19 protein-coding genes, 1 tRNA gene and 1 riboswitch are annotated in these 17,554 nt (G+C 56.7%); of the genes, 14 read left to right on the forward strand and 6 right to left on the reverse strand.

The features are described 5' to 3' along the window. Positions 1 to 115: 115 nt before the first annotated feature. Positions 116 to 994, forward strand: a complete 879-nt coding sequence (ppk2, locus tag NHF56_RS13455) for a polyphosphate kinase 2 (protein ID WP_252805352.1) — start codon at positions 116 to 118, stop codon at positions 992 to 994. Between the two features lie 54 nt (positions 995 to 1,048). Here the strand turns inward: ppk2 and NHF56_RS13460 are convergent, their stop codons facing one another. Further along, the gene (locus NHF56_RS13460) at positions 1,049 to 2,341 is read right to left on the reverse strand and encodes a hypothetical protein (RefSeq protein WP_252805354.1); all 1,293 of its coding nucleotides are present in this window, start codon (positions 2,339 to 2,341) and stop codon (positions 1,049 to 1,051) included. Positions 2,342 to 2,588: 247 nt separating this feature from the next. Between NHF56_RS13460 and NHF56_RS13465 the strand changes: the two genes are divergently transcribed. From NHF56_RS13465 to aroQ, 4 genes are all read left to right on the forward strand, one after another. Then, entirely contained in the window at positions 2,589 to 3,551 is a 963-nt protein-coding gene (locus tag NHF56_RS13465; protein WP_252805355.1) for a nitronate monooxygenase family protein, read from the forward strand. Positions 3,552 to 3,622: 71 nt separating this feature from the next. Continuing rightward, a complete protein-coding gene (locus NHF56_RS13470; protein ID WP_252805357.1) occupies positions 3,623 to 4,690 on the forward strand; it encodes a DUF1176 domain-containing protein in 1,068 nt (355 codons plus the stop codon). 204 nt (positions 4,691 to 4,894) lie between these two features. After that, positions 4,895 to 4,970 (forward strand) — tRNA-Thr (locus tag NHF56_RS13475). A 159-nt stretch (positions 4,971 to 5,129) separates the two neighbouring features. After that, on the forward strand, positions 5,130 to 5,570 hold the full coding sequence (aroQ, locus tag NHF56_RS13480) for a type II 3-dehydroquinate dehydratase (RefSeq protein WP_252805359.1): 441 nt from the start codon (positions 5,130 to 5,132) through the stop codon (positions 5,568 to 5,570). On the opposite strand, the gene NHF56_RS13485 is transcribed toward aroQ, so the two are convergent. Beyond that, on the reverse strand, positions 5,571 to 6,353 hold the full coding sequence (locus NHF56_RS13485) for a cyclase family protein (RefSeq protein WP_252805360.1): 783 nt from the start codon (positions 6,351 to 6,353) through the stop codon (positions 5,571 to 5,573). Between the two features lie 176 nt (positions 6,354 to 6,529). Between NHF56_RS13485 and NHF56_RS13490 the strand changes: the two genes are divergently transcribed. Then, entirely contained in the window at positions 6,530 to 7,402 is an 873-nt protein-coding gene (locus tag NHF56_RS13490; RefSeq protein WP_252805363.1) for an amidohydrolase family protein, read from the forward strand. On the opposite strand, the gene NHF56_RS13495 is transcribed toward NHF56_RS13490, so the two are convergent. Then, positions 7,395 to 7,862 (reverse strand): Lrp/AsnC family transcriptional regulator, encoded by a 468-nt coding sequence (locus NHF56_RS13495; protein WP_252805365.1) that lies wholly within the window; start codon positions 7,860 to 7,862, stop codon positions 7,395 to 7,397. The genes NHF56_RS13490 and NHF56_RS13495 overlap by 8 nt on opposite strands. A 124-nt stretch (positions 7,863 to 7,986) precedes the next feature. Between NHF56_RS13495 and hppD the strand changes: the two genes are divergently transcribed. Beyond that, the gene (hppD, locus tag NHF56_RS13500; protein ID WP_252805367.1) at positions 7,987 to 9,102 is read left to right on the forward strand and encodes a 4-hydroxyphenylpyruvate dioxygenase; all 1,116 of its coding nucleotides are present in this window, start codon (positions 7,987 to 7,989) and stop codon (positions 9,100 to 9,102) included. A gap of 23 nt (positions 9,103 to 9,125) precedes the next feature. Here hppD and NHF56_RS13505 read toward each other — a convergent pair whose 3' ends face one another. Further along, positions 9,126 to 10,031 carry an SDR family oxidoreductase gene (locus NHF56_RS13505; RefSeq protein WP_252805369.1) on the reverse strand — a complete coding sequence of 302 codons (906 nt, stop codon included), beginning with the start codon at positions 10,029 to 10,031 and terminating at the stop codon, positions 9,126 to 9,128. Positions 10,032 to 10,190: 159 nt separating this feature from the next. On the opposite strand from NHF56_RS13505, the gene NHF56_RS13510 reads away from it, so the two are divergent. After that, on the forward strand, positions 10,191 to 10,577 hold the full coding sequence (locus tag NHF56_RS13510) for a helix-turn-helix domain-containing protein (protein WP_252805371.1): 387 nt from the start codon (positions 10,191 to 10,193) through the stop codon (positions 10,575 to 10,577). A gap of 181 nt (positions 10,578 to 10,758) precedes the next feature. On the opposite strand, the gene NHF56_RS13515 is transcribed toward NHF56_RS13510, so the two are convergent. Next, on the reverse strand, positions 10,759 to 12,045 hold the full coding sequence (locus NHF56_RS13515) for a D-amino acid dehydrogenase (protein ID WP_252805373.1): 1,287 nt from the start codon (positions 12,043 to 12,045) through the stop codon (positions 10,759 to 10,761). A gap of 136 nt (positions 12,046 to 12,181) precedes the next feature. Further along, positions 12,182 to 12,267, reverse strand: a riboswitch (glycine riboswitch). Positions 12,268 to 12,477: 210 nt separating this feature from the next. On the opposite strand from NHF56_RS13515, the gene tal reads away from it, so the two are divergent. The 3 genes from tal to NHF56_RS13530 all read left to right on the forward strand — a co-directional run bounded on the left by tal (position 12,478) and on the right by NHF56_RS13530 (position 14,952). Then, complete coding sequence (gene tal / locus NHF56_RS13520) at positions 12,478 to 13,434, forward strand: transaldolase (protein WP_252805375.1); 957 nt, start codon at positions 12,478 to 12,480, stop codon at positions 13,432 to 13,434. Positions 13,435 to 13,708: 274 nt separating this feature from the next. After that, entirely contained in the window at positions 13,709 to 14,260 is a 552-nt protein-coding gene (locus NHF56_RS13525; RefSeq protein WP_252805376.1) for a transglutaminase-like cysteine peptidase, read from the forward strand. A gap of 287 nt (positions 14,261 to 14,547) precedes the next feature. After that, on the forward strand, positions 14,548 to 14,952 hold the full coding sequence (locus tag NHF56_RS13530; protein ID WP_252805378.1) for a hypothetical protein: 405 nt from the start codon (positions 14,548 to 14,550) through the stop codon (positions 14,950 to 14,952). 19 nt (positions 14,953 to 14,971) lie between these two features. On the opposite strand, the gene NHF56_RS13535 is transcribed toward NHF56_RS13530, so the two are convergent. After that, positions 14,972 to 15,526: a thermonuclease family protein gene (locus NHF56_RS13535; protein WP_252805380.1), complete on the reverse strand. Its 555-nt coding sequence runs from the start codon at positions 15,524 to 15,526 to the stop codon at positions 14,972 to 14,974. Between the two features lie 202 nt (positions 15,527 to 15,728). Here NHF56_RS13535 and NHF56_RS13540 point away from each other — a divergent pair, with 202 nt between their 5' ends. The 3 genes from NHF56_RS13540 (at position 15,729) to NHF56_RS13550 (ending at position 17,538) form a co-directional block, all read left to right on the forward strand. Further along, entirely contained in the window at positions 15,729 to 16,436 is a 708-nt protein-coding gene (locus NHF56_RS13540) for a sulfate transporter family protein (protein WP_252805382.1), read from the forward strand. 61 nt (positions 16,437 to 16,497) lie between these two features. Continuing rightward, positions 16,498 to 17,205 carry an alpha/beta fold hydrolase gene (locus NHF56_RS13545; RefSeq protein WP_252805384.1) on the forward strand — a complete coding sequence of 236 codons (708 nt, stop codon included), beginning with the start codon at positions 16,498 to 16,500 and terminating at the stop codon, positions 17,203 to 17,205. Between the two features lie 9 nt (positions 17,206 to 17,214). After that, positions 17,215 to 17,538: a YciI family protein gene (locus NHF56_RS13550; protein ID WP_252805386.1), complete on the forward strand. Its 324-nt coding sequence runs from the start codon at positions 17,215 to 17,217 to the stop codon at positions 17,536 to 17,538. The last annotated feature ends 16 nt before the right edge of the window (positions 17,539 to 17,554 follow it).

Below are 17,554 nucleotides of genomic sequence, written 5' to 3' on the forward strand. Positions count from 1 at the left end.
GAAAGCATGGTCTAGCCGATTCATATGACAGTTTTTATTTGTAGGCCGGGTTGAATTCGCGTCGCGCTTATGGCCATCCTGCCTCCGTCAAAGACCGAAAAATATGGCGGGAACCATGGGCGATAGCGAAAGCAGGAAAACCGAAATCTTCATCAACGGCAAGACACGGACATTCGACGTCGATGATCCCGACCTGCCGGACTGGGTGGAAGAAGAGGCGCTTGCATCCGGCAATTTCCCTTACAGGAAAAAGCTCTCCAAGAAGAAGTACGAAAAGGAGCTCTACGATCTGCAGAAGGAGCTTGTGAAGGTTCAATATTGGCTGCAGGCGACCGGCGGGCGTGTGATGGCGCTCTTTGAAGGACGCGACGCTGCCGGCAAGGGCGGCACGATTGCGGCGACCTTGCAATATATGAACCCGCGTTCAGCGCGGGCGGTAGCGCTTTCCAAGCCGACGGAAAAAGAGCGTACGCAATGGTATTTCCAGCGTTATGTGGAGCATTTTCCCTCCGGCGGCGAGTTCGTGGCCTTCGACCGCTCATGGTATAACCGCGCCGGTGTGGAGCCGGTGATGGGTTTTTGCACCCCGGAAGAGCATCGCGCCTTTCTGAAGGCAGTTCCCAATTTTGAACAGATGATCGTCAATGACGATATTCATTTCTTCAAGTTCTGGCTGAATATCGGTCGAGAGATGCAGCTCAAACGCTTCCACGACCGCGCCAACGATCCGCTGAAAACGTGGAAGCTTTCGCCCATGGATATCGCCGCGCTGAACAAGTGGGACGATTACACGCAAAAGCGCGACCAGATGATGCTGGAAACGCATAGCGGACAGGCACCATGGACGGTGGTGCGGGCCAACGACAAACGCCGTGCACGGCTGAATGTCATCCGCCACATTCTTCTGCATCTGCAATATGATGGAAAGGACCGTGAGGCGATCGGCGAGATTGATCACGACATCATCGGCCAGGGGCCCGACCTTCTGGACTGATGAAAGAGACATGAGCGGTCTTGAGGGGGAACAGTGCATTCCCCTTCGTGCGCCTCACGTGTCGCCCGCGTCGCCCTTCGGCTCGACGTGGACACCATAGAGTTCCATTTCGCCATCTGCGCCGCCGGCTGCGACATTCAGGTTGAGCTGACCGTCGCCGCTGTTTCCAGCGTCAGCGGGCATTTCCACCTCGAAAATGAGATCAACATTGTCGTCGGTGAGGGTGAAACGGTGTCTGCCGCAATCCACCGAACCGCCGAAATCGCAGGTCACCGACAGCTGGGCATCCGGTGAAACGCCACGGGCGCTGATGGCGATGACGGACGGATTGCCCGCCATCTGACGCAGCAGATCCCGCGGGACGGGTATGGTGATGCTGCTTTCGGCACCGCCTGCGGGGGCGCTGACATAGAGGAACTGCGTCTCGCCTTCGCGGCGGACCTCTGCACTCACATCGGCACCGCGCTCAACCGTGCCGTCGCCGGGATCATACACGGTCTCCCAACCTTCGCCAAAACCACGTTCGGGACGGAAGGACTGCAGGCCGGGCGCTTCAAAATCCTCATCAGACGCTGTCGGCGGCGGGTTTGGCACGCTGGTGTCGCGCTCCTGAGGGCTCAGGAGAAGCCCGGTGCTATCGACCCACCAATAGGCTGCGGCACCGAACGCAATGAGAATGACCAGCGAAAACAATCTCGCACGCCAGCGCCTGCGCGGCTTTTCCTTTTGCTTCTTCTGCCTTTTTGGCGGCGGTGCCACGCGATCTTCAAGGTGGTCGGCCTTTGGTTCGGCGACGGGTGCTTCGTCCAAATCGGACGTCTCGGCGCGCGGATGTGGCACCACCCCCAGACGGCCATCTGCCGCAACACCGCCAAGATCGGGTGCGGCTGAAATCGGTGCACTCTGATAATGATCGCCTCGATCAACCTCGACCGAAGGGGCCTGCGGCGGTTCGGCGGTGTCATCAACACGACCGACGGGCGCGGACGGAAAATCCGGTTCGGACGGAGCAACCGGTTCCGGTGCGGGCGCTGGCTGTTCATCCATCGCAGGATTGGCTGCATGCCGCGGCTCGGGCTGTGCATCAACGGCTGCGGCACGGCTGGCATTTTCGGCCGCAACCATCCGCTCGGTCTGAAGCAGTCGCTCCTCGCGCTCGATCTCCTCAATGAGCGCTTCCAGGCGGTGGCGCTGCTGGGCAACGACAGCCGAATCGGAAATGCCCTGCTTGCGCAGACCCGACTCCAGAGCCGAACGCGCAGACTGATAAATGCGCGCACGCATCTGTGCATCGGTATGCCCCGCCTTGGCGAGTGCGTTCCTGATTGCAGCTTCCAAACCTTTCAAGGGCGGTTTTCTCCTCGTTGCGGCCTATCCGCCAGCATGTTCGATTGAAGCATCATCGCCTCGGTGAAAATATAGGTATCCAGCGGTAATGTCTGCAACGGAATTGTTCAAGCCTTATCGCCCCGGCATTTCACCGCTTCTCCACAGGCCGGCGGGCGGGCGGTCCACACAGTTTCCCGCTTTTCATCGAGGACAAGCTCTGATAAACGGCTTACGTGTGCGTAAACGTAAATTTTTGGGAGGAATTATGGCTTTACCCTCTATTTTGAAAGATAATCTTCGCATTCCGGTTGTTGCTTCTCCGCTTTTCATTATCTCCCATCCTGCGCTGGTTCTCGCGCAATGCAAGGCCGGTGTCGTTGGATCCTTTCCGGCCTTGAATGCGCGACCGGAAGCCCAGCTGGACGAGTGGCTGGCGCAGATTACCGAAGAACTGGCCGACCATAACCAGAAGAACCCGGATCGGCCTGCTGCCCCCTTTGCCGTGAACCAGATCGTTCACAATTCCAACAAGCGGTTGGAACATGATCTGCAAATGTGCGTGAAATACAAGGTTCCGATCGTGATTTCCTCGCTTGGTGCTGTGCCGGAGGTCAACCAGGCCATCCAGTCCTACGGCGGCATCGTTCTGCATGATGTGATCAACAACCGTCACGCCAATTCCGCCATCCGCAAGGGTGCGAACGGGTTGATCGCCGTTGCCACGGGTGCAGGCGGCCATGCGGGCAAGCTTTCCCCCTTCGCGCTCATTCAGGAAATCCGCGAATGGTTCGACGGACCGCTTCTGCTCTCGGGCTCAATTGCCAATGGCGGCGCCATTCTGGCAGCCCAGGCCATGGGTGCCGACATGGCCTATATCGGCTCGCCCTTTATCGCGACGGAAGAAGCCCGCGCGGTGGACGAATACAAGAAGATGATTGTCGACAGCCACGCCGACGATATCGTCTATTCCAACTATTTCACCGGCGTCCACGGCAACTACCTGAAGCCCTCGATTGCTGCAGCCGGCATGGACCCGGATCATCTGCCCGAGGCCGACCCCTCGAAGATGGATTTCAGCCAGGCGGCAACCGGCGGCGCCAAAGCCTGGAAAGATATCTGGGGCTGTGGCCAGGGCATTGGCGCGGTCAAGGAAATCGGTCCGGCTTCAGCCCTTGTCGACCGGCTGGAGCGCGAATATCGCGCGGCGAAAAAGAATATCTGCGGCTGATTTTTTCCGCTATAGACAGCGGAACCTGGTGGCGCTCGGGGCCACCGGGTCTTTTTTTTGCGGAGAGCATCATGCGCGCGGTTTCACTCTGGACGTCGATACCAATTGTAGCCGGTGTTTTTGCCGTCGCCACCTTTACGACAGCGTTTGCAGGGGCAGGAAAGACGTTTGGCAACTGGACTGCCCAATGCACCAACGGGCTGACATGCGATGTGAGTCATTTCGGCAGCAGCGACGACCCGTTTTCAGTCTTTGAACTCCAGCGCACATCTCAGCCGAATGCGCCTGTTCGCATCAACTTTGCCCTCACAGATCGCGAGGCGCTAAAGGACGCAGGCACCCTGCAAATCACCGCGCAAGCCGATAACGGCGCACGGATCGAAATGCCCGGCGCGACCATAGTCTATGACGAAGACAACTGGCGCTGGACCATTGGCGGCGACCTTCCCATGGATCAGCTGATCGCCGCGATGAAGGAGGGAAGCAGCCTGCATGTTGCCATCGTCGGCAAAACTGCGCGCATTGAGGGCAATCTGCCCCTTTCCGGCATGACCGCAAGCCTGCGCTATATCGACGACCAGCAGGGCCGTGTCGACCGCACGGATGCGCTTGAGGCAACAGGCTCCAAGCCACCGTCAGAATACGCGCCGGCAAGCGATATTACCGCCTTCAAGGATCTTCCGGAGGCCGTGCGAAAGGATTTCGAGGCGGACGGCATATGTTCGGACCTGGAAGAGAGCATGTTCGCCAATATGGAAGCGTTCATTGCCCGATTTGAAAATGACGAGGTCCTGATCGGCGCACCATGCGGTTCGCCCGGCGCCTATAATGCGCCGTTTGCGCTCTACCACGGTTATGGCGACGACATCACCACGATGGCGCTGCCCACCATGCGCGATGGCAGACCGGGCGTGATGACATTGCCATACAATGTTTCCTTCGATTACCGCACCCGGCAGATCGAGGCCTTCTTCAAAGGCCGCGGCATCGGCGATTGCGGCTCCTACCACATCTGGGAGTTTGTCGATTCGGAAGAAGGTCTGACGCCCACACTGGTGAAAGAAATGGAAAAGGGTGATTGTGACGGTCTTGAAGATGGCGGCCCCGACAACTGGCCGACCCTCTGGCCACAGAAATGAGATGCCGCCTCACTTCGAGACCGCATCACGCCCAGCCCAGCCGCGCCTGCCGGCCAAGCGCTGCATTCACCTGACCTGCGCAGGAGGGCGAAAACAATTTCTGCCATTTTCCCAATGCGCTGCCAAAAACCGTCTTGAAATCAGCAGTCAATACCTGTATCAGCGCCTCACACAAGGCCGGGGCACCAAGCCCAGGAGCTTTGGGCCGCTTTAGCTCAGTCGGTAGAGCACATCATTCGTAATGATGGGGTCACGTGTTCGAGTCACGTAAGCGGCACCAGTTTTGCAGTTTCCCATAGATCTCAAGGTCACGCAGTGGTTGGTGCCGTTCAGGCGCTTTTTCGTGCCCTTATGGTCGCCTTGCCAGCCGCTTGACGCCTTGTTCTTTATATCGGACAAAGCTTGGCGTTTGGCTGGCATATCGTAGAAAGGTCTCTTTGTGGCGGGTTTGATTTATGTTTTGAATGGGCCGAATTTGAACCTTTTGGGGAAGCGGCAGCCGGAGATTTATGGCAGCGAGACGCTGGGTGATGTGGAGGCGAAGTGCCGTGAGAGGGCGGGCGCGCTTGGCTTTGACATCCGGTTTTTGCAGTCGAATGCGGAACATCAGATCATCGACTGGGTCCATGAGGCGCGTGAGGATGGGGTGGGGATTGTGATCAATCCTGCGGCTTACACGCATACGTCTGTTGCCATTCTCGATGCGCTCAACACATTTGAGGGGCCGGTGATCGAGGTGCATATTTCCGATATTCACAAGCGCGAGGCGTTTCGCCATCACTCCTATGTGGCGCTCAGAGCCGATGAGCAGATCGCGGGCAAGGGGACTGAGGGCTATGTGATGGGCATTGAGCGCGTGGCCGCACTGCTTTCGAAATAGTTATTCCGGCAGGAAGGCGACCACACGGGCGGGTGCGGCAGAAGCGCCCTTGAGTTTCAGCGGGAAGACGCCGACCTCGAAACCGTGGCTTGGCAGCTGATCGAGGCCGCAGAGCTGCTCCATATGCCAATAGGGGCGGCGGCGGCCGACGAGATGACCTTCCCAGAAGCGCGTCTTGCCGCCGTCCTTTTTAGCCTGGGCGATCTGCACCTTGAAAGGCAGGTCCCACCCCCATTGATCAATGCCGCAGACTTTGACGCCGCGGTCGAGCAGCCAATCGGTTGCCTGCTCGCTCATGCCGGTGCCGCGCTGCCAATAGTCTTTCTGGCCGAGATATTGGTCGCGACCTGTGCGGATGAGTGCAATCGTGCCTTCGTTGATTGCTGCACCACTTTCAGCAATTGATTTTTCCATGTCGGCCACGGTAATCGGCTCACCATCGGCCTTATGGGTCATGTCGAAGACGACACCGGGGCCGAAGCAGAGTTCGAGCGGGATTTGTTCGATGGTGGGCAGCGGCTTGCCGTCAGGATCGACCGTGCCATAGTGCCACGGAGCATCGATGTGGGTGGTGGAATGGACGCCCATTTTGGTGATCGTATCATCTGCCCAACCTTCGAAATCTTTCGGCATGAGCCCGAATGGCAGGCCAAGAAGGCGCACCAGCAAGCGGCCTTTCTTATGCGGTTTGTGCTTGATTTTCACACGCATGAAGCCGGGATCATCGGGGTTGAAGCGAACCTCTTTGGTAAGATCGACGACGCGGCGTTTTGGCATGATCATGTTTTGCGGCTCCCCCTGCCCTTGCTCTTGCCTGCTCTTTTGTCACGGGGCAGGCGATTTGAAAAGGCGGTGCGGCCGGCGGCTCGGGACAGAATTGTTATTGACCATAACTATCTCGGCGCATAAAAAAGTATTGCGATAACCCGCCGGATAAGCCGCCTTGGGAGGAGGATTTCATGGTCGATATTTCAAAAGTACGCGCGATTGATTTTCACACACATGCCGAAGAAGGCTGTGGGTGCCATCCCGATGACGGCTATGACGACTTGCAGCGGACCATGGCGACCTATTTCCGGGCCGCCTGGGAGCATCCCCCGACAGTGCAGGAAACGGCGGCGCATTACCGCGAACAGAATGTGGCTGCAGTGATCTTTCCGGTGGATGCAGAAAGCTATACGGGTTACCGCCGCTACAAGAATGAGGAAGTCGCGGAAATTGCGGCCGAAAACAGTGATATCCTGATCCCCTTCGCCTCGATTGATCCGCACAAGGGCAAGATGGGCGTGCGCGAAGCGCGTCGCCTGATTGAGGATTTCGGCATCAAGGGCTTCAAGTTCCATCCGACATTTCAGGGCTTTTATCCCAACGACCCGATTGCCTATCCGATGTATGAAGTGTTGCAGGAATATGGTGCGATTGCGCTGTTCCACACCGGCCAGACGGGCGTGGGTTCGGGCATGCGCGGCGGCAATGCCATGCGGCTGAAATTCTCCAACCCGATGTATCTCGATGACGTGGCGGTGGATTTTCCCGATATGCCCATCGTGATGGCGCATCCCTCCTTCCCCTGGCAGGAAGAGGCGCTTTCGGTGGCCACACATAAGCCGAATGTCTATATCGACATGTCGGGCTGGTCGCCGAAATATTTCCCGGAGATTCTGGTTCGTTACGCCAATACGCTGTTGAAGCACAAAATGCTGTTTGGCTCTGATTGGCCGATGCTGACGCCGGAGCGGTGGCTGAGCGACTTTGAAAAGATCGATATCAAGGACGAGGTGCGTCCGCTGATCCTGAAAGAGAACGCGGCCAAGCTCCTGAAGCTCAGCTGACCTCAAAGCCCTCGAAATCTTTCAGGGCATTCAGCACAATCGACGTTTTGACATGCTGCACGGATTCATGCGGCAGTAGGACGGCGTTGACGAAGCGGGACAGGTCTGAAAGGCCGCGCGTGGCAACCTTCAGGTGATAGTCCATCTCGCCGGTCAGCGCATAGGCTTCCAGCACTTCTGGCAGGCCCCGTACCAGTTTGGCAAAGCGCTGGGCGTTGTCGCGGTTGTGTGTGGCAAGCGTCACAGAGATGATCACCAACAGGTCCAAACCGAGCTTTTCGCGATCAAGACGGGCCTGATAACCCCATATATAACCCTCGGCTTCCAACCGCGAACGACGGCGCGAGCATTGCGATGGCGATAGCGCGATGCGCTCGCTCAGTTCGTTATTGGTGAGACGGGCGTCTTTCTGCAATTCCACGAGAATGCGGAGGTCATAGCTATCGAGATGATCATTCATTGCATACTCTTCCGGCTTTTTGCACAAAGCATGCATTAATTCACCAATAACCCTGAAGAATGCAAGAACATTTCCTCCAAAACGGATCATACTGTGCACAACAATCCAAAAAGGAGGAGAGATCATGGGCCCCTTCCCACACGATGCACCACCAGCTGAAATCAACGCTGAAAACCCAGCCGGTACGGACGGTTTCGAATTTGTCGAATTTGCACATCCCGAGCCGGAAAAGCTGGCCGCGCTTTTTGAGCGCATGGGCTATGCGCCGGTTGCGCGCCACAAAACGAAGAATGTCACAGTGTGGCGGCAGGGCGATGTGAACTACATTGTGAACGCCGAACCGGGCAGCCACGCCATGCGCTTTGTGGACGACCACGGCCCTTGCGCGCCCTCCATGGCCTGGCGGGTGGTGGATGCAGAACATGCATTCAATCATGCCGTTTCCAAGGGTGCAAAACCGTATCTGGGTGACGACAAGGTGATGGACGTGCCAGCCATTGAGGGTATTGGCGGTTCGCTGCTCTATTTCATTGATGCCTATGGCGAAAAGGGCTCAGCTTATGACGGGGAATTCGAATGGATCGGTGAGCGTGATCCGAAGCCGAACGGTGTTGGCTTCTATTTCCTCGACCATCTGACCCACAATGTCTATCGCGGCAATATGGATACGTGGTGGGACTTTTACCGCGATCTGTTCGGCTTCAAGCAGATTCATTATTTCGACATTGACGGACGCATCAGCGGTCTGGTGAGCCGTGCGATCACCTCACCCTGCGGCAAGATTCGTATTCCGCTGAACGAATCCAAGGACGATGTGAGCCAGATCGAGGAATATCTGAAGAAGTACAAAGGCGAAGGCATTCAGCACATCGCGGTCGGCACGGACGATATCTATAGCTCGACCGATGCGCTCGCCGAAAACGGACTGAAATTCATGCCGGGCCCGCCGGACACCTATTACGATATGTCATTCGACCGGGTGCAGGGCCATGACGAGCCGATTGAGCGGATGAAGAAACATGGGATTCTGATCGACGGCGAAGGCGTGGTGAATGGCGGGATGACCAAGATCCTGCTGCAGATATTCTCCAAAACCGTGATCGGGCCGATCTTCTTCGAGTTCATTCAGCGCAAGGGCGATGAGGGATTTGGTGAAGGCAACTTCCGCGCACTGTTCGAATCCATCGAAGCGGATCAGATCGCACGCGGTGTTGTCGATCGTCCAGCAGCGGCCGAATAAACCGGCCGCCGCCAAGTTCAGCCTCAGTGACCGCCACCAGCCGGTGCCGCCAGAAGTGCATCCTTGTTCGCGACAAGGAAATCCTTCAGCGGCGACGGCTTTTTGCCGGTCAGCTTTTCGAAGTCGTCCGTGACCAGATCGAAGTGGCCTTCACGCACGTTTGCTTCAATGCCCAGCATGAAGGGCAGCATGAATTCAGGCACACCGGCAGCCTTCATGCCTTCGGCAAGCTGGTCGTCTGTGAGGTTGATAACCTCGATTGGCTTGCCGGTCGCTTCCGAAGCCAGCGCCGCAATCTCTGCATAGGAAAGGGACTGCGGGCCGGTCATCGTCAAAACCTCGCTTGAGGTATTGTCGGAAGCAAGTGCTGCCGCAAGCGCTGCTGCGCAATCGACATGGGCGATATAGGCGAGACGGCCGCCGTTGGTGGAGGTGAACCACTTTCCAGACTGCAAAGCAGAGGGAAGGCTCATGAAGAGATTTTCATTGTACCAGCTGTTGCGCAGGATCGTGTAGGTCAGGCCGGAAGCCTTGATGGCCTCTTCAGTGCCGCGATGATCCGGTGCAAAGGTAATCCTTGATTCGGGACCAGGGTTGGGCATGGAGGTGTAGACGATATGTTTCACGCCGGCGGCCTTGGCGGCATTCACGGCAGCCTGGTGCTGCTTCAAGCGCTTGCCGGGCACATCAAGCGCGTCGGTGGAGATCAGCGCCAGGCGCTCAGCACCTGCAAAGGCTGCGGAAAGGCTTGCAGGGTCATCAAAATCGGCCGCGCGGACATCGACGCCTTTGGCGGCAAGATCTGCCAGCTTGGAGGGATCGCGCGTGGTGGCAATGATATCGCCAGGCGCAACGCCATTGGCGAGAAGAAGGGTGACGGCGCTTTTGCCGAGTTTGCCAGAGGCACCTGTTACGAGAAGTTTGCTCATGTCATTTCCTTTCACTTCGACCTCTCAGCGAGGCAACAATTTTATGTGGTCTCTTTTTGAGATCAAGTGCAAAATAGAGCTTGAAGTTGCGGTGTAAAGTAGGCACATTTTGGGAACCAGCAAAAAAGGAACCGGATTGCCCTGGCACCGGAGGATGAAATGACGAAATCTCTGACGCGCGCGACCCTTGAAAAGATGGGCTTTGACGCATCCAACTGTCCGATACGCGATGTCATGGACAAGCTTTCAGGCAAGTGGAGCGTTTTGCTGCTTTTGGAATTGAGCGACGAGGCGAAGCGTTTCGGCGCATTGCGGCGCGCGATACCGGATATTTCCCAGCGGATGCTGACGCAAACATTGCGCGATCTGGAACGCGACGGGTTTATCAGCCGGACGGTTTTTCCGACTAAACCGCCGAGCGTGGAATATGCGCTGACGGAACTGGGGCACTCGTTGATGCCGCTGATCGTCAGCATTGTGCGGTGGGCAGACCAGCATCACAGGGTCATCAAACAGGCTCGAACGACATTCGACGAAGCGGCCTAGACTGTTTCAGTTTTTGACTGAAACAGTCCACATTTTTTCGCTCACGCCAATTGCGCTTTGCGCAATGCTCCACTGGGGCGGCGCATGAGCGCCGGGCCACGCTTGTGGCCTTGAGCGCTTCAGTAGACGAAAAGGCCGGAAACCAGACCGGCCTTTCCCGTTTTATCGGCTTGAAACCCGATCAGGCCGCCAGTTCTTTCGATGCAGGGGCGAAAATCTTCGTTCCCGATTGCTCCTGCGCCGCACCCACGAGACTGCTGACCATGTCTGCGGTGATAGCCGACAGCGTCCAGCCGAGATGGCCATGGCCGGTGTTGTAAAAGACGTTCGGGTTGCGACCCTGTGCCACCCGCGGCATCATATTCGGCATCATCGGACGCAGACCAGCCCAGGGCACAAACTGGCGCGTGCTCATTTCGGGGAAGTATCTGTTGCACCATTCGACCAGCGGGTCGATGCGCGCTTTGCAGATATCCTTGTTGAAGCCATTGAACTCAGCCGTGCCGGCGACACGGAAACGGTCTGCACCCAAGCGGCTTGCAACGATCTTGGCGTCGTCGTCCAGAAGGCTGACCCAAGGGGCTGCCGCCTGATCTGCCTCGGTGGTGAGGTTCACGGTGATGGAATAGCCCTTGACCGGGTAAATGTTGACACGGTCGCCGAGCTGAGAGGCCAGTTTGCGCGATGCGGTTCCGGCACACACGACGACCTTGCCGAAACGGTGGGTTTCAATTCCGCTGTTTCCCCTGCGGGCATGAAGGGTTACGCCCTCGGCATCGGCCTTTGTATCCAGCACAGCGGTGCCGAATTTGAGCACGACACCCTGGCGCGCGCAGGCTGCGGCCAGACCGTTGGTGTATTTGTGAATATCGCCGGTAAAATCGCTGTCGGTGAAGAAGCCGCCGACAAAATCGCCCTTCAAAGTCGGCTCGATCGTGCGGATTTCCTCAGGCGTCACTTCGCGACGAACAAGACCACCCTTGGCCAGCATCGCCGTGACACGCTGTGCGGCTTCAAAGTCTTTGGGTGTCTTGTAAAAATGGAGAATACCGCGGTCTTCCCGGTTGAACTCGATGCCCTCGCTCTCGGCCATGTCGATGAGGTGCTGACGGGCCGCGATTGCCAGGCGTGCGGTGGTGACCGTGTTTTCCTCGTGCTTGGGAATGGCGGCGAGAAACTCTGCCATCCAGCTGAACTTGTGCCAGGAGGGCTTGGGATTCACCAGAAGCGGCGCACCGGGCTTGAGCATCCACTTGATGCCCTTGAGAACGGTGGACCAGCTGTTCCAGACTTCGGCATTGGAAGCCGAAAGCTGACCGCCATTGGCGTAGCTCGTTTCCATGGCCGCATAGGAATTGGGATCGAAAACGGTGACGGCAAAGCCACGTTTCATCAGCTTGTAGGCCGTGGTTATGCCAGTGATCCCGGCACCAATAACAGCAACAGAATTATCTTGAATTTCAGTCATGAGGGCGCATTCCTTCTCGCGAAGCTCTCGCGGAATGTGCCCCCTCTGTCATAGGCCTGAGAGTTTTGCGGGCCTCACCTGAGACCTCACTTACACCGTCGGCGGAAGCCTTTTGAGCTTCACTTTTCAGAGTGTTTCCTTGATTGCGGTCCTTTTACCTGAGAGTTTCCGGGGCGGTTGCTCCTTCGGTGCGACAATTGCCGTCTCTCCCGCAATGACGCAAATGATCTAGAAAACGACGCGTCTTGTCAAGTGGTGCAAAACCGCGCCCACATCAGAAATCCTATCCAGGCGATTGAAATCCCAGTCCCGCGTACCGAAATTGTCAGGGGAGCTCTTTTTTATTTCCCGCCGATGTTTTAACAACGGGCAACAAGGCGTCACCCGGCTCTTTACGCATTTCCTGAGAGTGACGCCGTATTGGAGGCACAAATGACATCCAAACTCGAACAATTGCGCGAAATGACCACGGTTGTGGCCGATACCGGCGACATCCAGGCTGTCGCGCGCCTCAAACCGATCGATTGCACGACGAACCCGACGCTGGTTCTGAAGGCTATTGGCACGGAGACTTTCAACGACGTTGTTGATGAAGCCATTTCCTGGGGCAAGAAATCGAACCTTTCCGGCGACGCTGCCGTGGCGGCAATCGCTGACCGCATGGCGATTTCCGTTGGCGCGGAACTTGTCAAACTCGTTCCCGGTCGCGTTTCCACCGAAGCCGATGCTGACCTCTCCTTCGATATCGAGGGTTCCGTTGCCAAGGGCCGCCAGATCATCAAGGCCTATGAAGAGCGCGGCATTGAACGCGAGCGCATTCTCATCAAGCTTGCATCGACATGGGAAGGCATCAAGGCTGCAGAGATCCTTCAGAAAGAGGGTATCGACTGCAACCTGACGCTGCTCTTTTCCATGGCACAGGCTGTGGCTTGCGCTGACGCCGGAGCCTTCCTGATTTCGCCTTTCGTTGGCCGTATCCTCGATTGGTACAAGAAATCGACCGGCGAAGACTATACTGCGGAAACCGATCCCGGTGTTCAGTCTGTGCACGCGATCTACAACTACTATAAGGTTCACGGCATCGACACTGTCGTTATGGGCGCATCATTCCGCAATATCGGCGAGATTGAAGCGCTGGCCGGCTGCGACCGACTGACGATCAGCCCGGCACTGATGGATGAACTTGCTGCCAGCGATGCCAAGCTGCCGCGCGTTCTCTCCCCTGAGAAGACCACGCCGGTCGACAAGATCAACATGGATGAAAAGACCTTCCGCTGGATGATGAATGAAGATGCCATGGCGACGGAAAAACTCGCCGAAGGCATCCGCTCCTTTGCCAAGGATCTCGGCGCTCTGCGCGACATCGTGAAAAAGAAACTCGAAGCCTGATTTTCGGCTGTTTTCTTTAAAGAGCGCCCCGTTTTACTCGAAACGGGGCGTTTTGTTTTGTCTGCTTGGCGCTTCAAAGCCATGCAGAAACCAAATTGAGACAGAATTTCATCTTATTTTTCAAGGACCTGCGTACTAAAACGAGAATAGAAACAATTTTAGTGTTCCGTTTTAGAGCATCTCAAACCCTGCCTTCTATTGTGACCTCATCGGCAGAACCGACAAACGGGGGCCGCAAGAAGAAACACAAAGCTAACAGGACAGGGTTAGGTCAATGTACAAGAAACTAGGACTGGCATTCGTCGCGGCGGTGGGTATGAGTCTTCTGACTGTTGCAGACGCAAGCGCGATCTCACTCGGTTCGGCAAGCCGCCAGCACAATTCCACTGCACGCAGCAATGCACCGCTGCAATTCCAGCTGTTCTGCCTGCAGAACCCGGCAGACTGCAGAAGCAGCGGACCGGCGAAGATTTCATACACATCTAAGGTTCGCAAGCTGCTGACACAGGTCAATAGCCAAGTGAACCGTCAAATCAAACCGCGCCGGGAAAAGACGGACGTTTGGCAGATTTCGACCCGCGAGGGTGATTGCGATGATTATGTGATGACCAAGCGCCACAAGCTGATGGCAGCCGGCATCCCCTCTTCCGCGCTTCGCATCGCGGTCGTGAAGACCAAGAAGGGTGCTGGCCATGCCGTTCTGGTCGTTAAAACCAGCGCTGGCGAACTGGTGCTCGACAATCTGCGCAAGAATATCGTTTCGCGCCAGGCAAGTGGATACCGCTATGTAACGGTATCGTCTGCCAACCCGATGCGCTGGAACTAACATATAACGAGAGCCGCGAGACCCGATGAATGGGCTCCTGCCAACATCAGACGACCCCGGAGATGCATTCCGGGGTCGCTTCGTTTCCAGCCAACTTTCTCTTTTCGAAACAAAAAATCCCGAAAAAGAACATTTCGATAAAAATTTACAGAACCGCTTAAAGGGACACCAAGAAGTTTGCGCTAAAAGTGGGCACAAGGAGGCGGAAAGGCAACAGCCCGAACGCCTTCAGAACAACCAATAAAACAAGAACCGGGAAAGACCGGGCAAAGACAGGGATGTTCAAAATGTTGGGTTACGCAAAACATATCGCCGCCGCTTTTCTGGCACTGGCAACCGTGAATGCCGCGCCGGCCATGGCTTTCGGGCTTGGCAGCATGACGCGCACGGTCGGCATGAATGTGCAGTCGGAGATCGTTGTCGCCAAGACTGGCTCGATCCGTCCGAGCGTGGACAACAGAGTGTGCATGGGTGCGATTGCGCGCTGCGGCCCCAAGGAAAATCACTTTTCTGATTTCGTTGTTACCTTCCTGAATGTGAAGGCGCGCGAGATCGAGGCGGTACGCAAGGCCATCAGCGCCCAGGAGCAGGCCTACAGCTTTTCGCCGGTCTGGAACGTCATCGTTCCCTTTGAAAAGCCGGAGCTGAAGGACAATGCATCGCCCTTCATGATCCAGCAAATCTGGCTCTAACCGCCGGATACCTTAATTATCAGCAGTTGCCACCCTGTTTGAAACAGGCCTTATCCCGCCACACGCCTTTGCGCGTCTGGCGGGCTTTTTCCATGGCTGCGTTGAGGTCCTTGCTTGCGGGTGAGGCAAATGCGTGGCCGTTGGCGACGATTTCGGCCTGAACGTTCTTCTGGCCGATTTCACAATCGCTGAGCCGGATCCCCTCGCCCTCCTGAACTGCAAGCGCGCAACGCAGCAACTGGCGGCTGAGAAGCCTGCCTGCAAACAACGTTGCTGCCCTTCCACAAGGCCAGCGAGACCCCGTGTCAGAGGCGCAAATCCTGTCTGCCGGCACAGGCTTGATACCGGCGAGAATATAACTCTTTCCACCGGCGCGAAATGTGGCGCTGTCTTCCATGGTGATCTGTTGCGGCAGGCGTTTGACGAAAAGACGCTCTTCCGCTTCACGCTTTTCGGCCGTGCTGTCAGGCGGCGGCAGGCGTTCATAATTCTGCTTCGACCGATCAATGCGAACGGGTTTGGTGGTCCAGGGTGACTCCTGTGCTCCGACAAATGCGGGAGAGACGGTAGTCATAACCGTCAGCAATAGGGGCAGGATTTGCTTCAGGGAAAGTGATATCTTCATTTAGCGGCGGGCCGTTTCCAACGGGTTCGAACTAAATGGAAGGCTAAGGCCATCGGAGCGCAGTGACAATGACCGATTGAGGCTTTCGCTCCTGTTGAAGCCTATCTCCGGTTATCCTACATGTGGTCAAACACACCAGGAGAATGACGACATGGTTTTCGAAGCGGCGCGGCTGGCATTCATCAACCTCTTTGCTTCTGAAACACGCGGCGTTTTCTGGAAGGTTCTGGGCCTGACACTGGCGGCGCTGCTGGTTGTGTGGATATTGATCCGCAAGATCTTCATCTGGCTGGCCCTGCCCTGGCTGGAGCAGCTGGTTCCCGGCATACCCGAATGGGCGGGCTGGATCGGGTTCGTTCTCGGTATTGTCGCGAGCATTGGTTTGGCGCTGGCGCTGGCGCTGTTGATTTCCCCGGTGACGGCGGCAATTGCGGGCTTGTTTCTCGATGATGTGGCAGAGGTTGTGGAGCAGCGCGACTATCCGCAAGACCAGCCGGGGGTTGCCATGCCACTCGGTCAATCCATCATCTCTGCACTCAGCTTTTTCGGCATTGTTGTGCTCGGCAATCTCATTGCGCTGCTCATGCTTCTCATTCCAGGCATCAATCTCATCGCCTTCTTTCTGGTGAACGGCTATCTGCTCGGGCGGGAGTTTTTCGAGTTTGCCGCCATGCGTTACCGCTCGATCCACGACGCAAAGGCGTTTCGTCGGCAGAACCGGGGAACGGTTCTTATGGGCGGATTTGTGATTGCCGGCTTTCTGGCGATTCCGCTGCTCAACCTGTTGACCCCGCTGTTTGCCGCAGGCCTGATGGTGCATCTCTACAAGATGCTCAATCGCGAGCAACAAATCGTATAAAATCAACGTCTTCGATTGCAATTCGCCTGTCGATATCTATTGTATCGAAGAGGAGAATTTTATGACGACACTTGTTTTGATCCCGGGCCTGGTGTCCGATGAAATCATCTGGAAACCGCTGGCGGATGCTGCGCGCCCGCATATGCCGGTTTATGATGCGCTGCCCACGGACAAGGCGACGATCCCCGATATGGCAGCGTCGATCCTGGAGGCTGTCGATGGCGATCTGATTGCTGTTGGACATTCGCTGGGTGGGCGCATTGCCATGGAACTTGCTCATCAAGCTCCCGAACGGGTTAAGGGTCTGGTGCTTGCCAACACGGGCCACCATCCTCTTTCTGAAGGCGAAACACCGAAGCGTCAGCAGAAGATCGATCTTGGAAACGAAGATATGGCCAAGCTCGCCGCAGAGTGGCTGCCGCCGATGCTGGACCCTGCGCGGGTGAGCGACACGGCGCTGGTTGCGGAGCTGACCGCCATGGTGCTGCGCGCGGGACCTGAGGTCCACGAGCGGCAAATCCGCGCGCTGATGGCGCGACCGGATGCCGGGGCTTATCTTAGCGACATCACCTGCCCGGTTCTGCTGATTGCTGCGTATCAGGACAAGTGGAGCCCGGTTTCCCAGCATGAGGAAATCGCCGAAGCACTCGGTGGCGAAAGCGACATGGCGATCATTGACAATGCGGGGCATTTTGCACCGGTGGAGCAGCCTGACGCGGTCGTCAGTGCCACCATGGGCTGGCTGAAGCGCAGGTTCGAGATCGGTTGAGGCGTACTCATGTTTTTTCTCATGACTTGTGAACATCATCCCAATAAGGACGCTGCGCGCGACGAACACAGGCCGAAACATCGCGAATGGGTGCGCTCGGGCGGCGATGGCGTGGCCGTTGTGCTCGTTGGCTCAGCAACATTGAATGATGACGGCACGACGCGAGGCAATTTCGGCATTCTGGAGGCCGAAAGCCTTGAAAAGGCGATGGCCTTTGCCGAGGGTGATCCGTTTGCCAAGGCAGGGATCGTGAAGGTGATCTCCATGACGCCGCTGCCGGACACGTTTCAGGCGCACAGGATCAGTGATCCGATGACGGTGCGGCAGGGCTGAACATCAAATAATGGAA

It is taken from the genome of Rhizobium sp. L1K21 (genome assembly GCF_024055895.1).
Taxonomy (GTDB): domain Bacteria; phylum Pseudomonadota; class Alphaproteobacteria; order Rhizobiales; family Rhizobiaceae; genus Ensifer_A.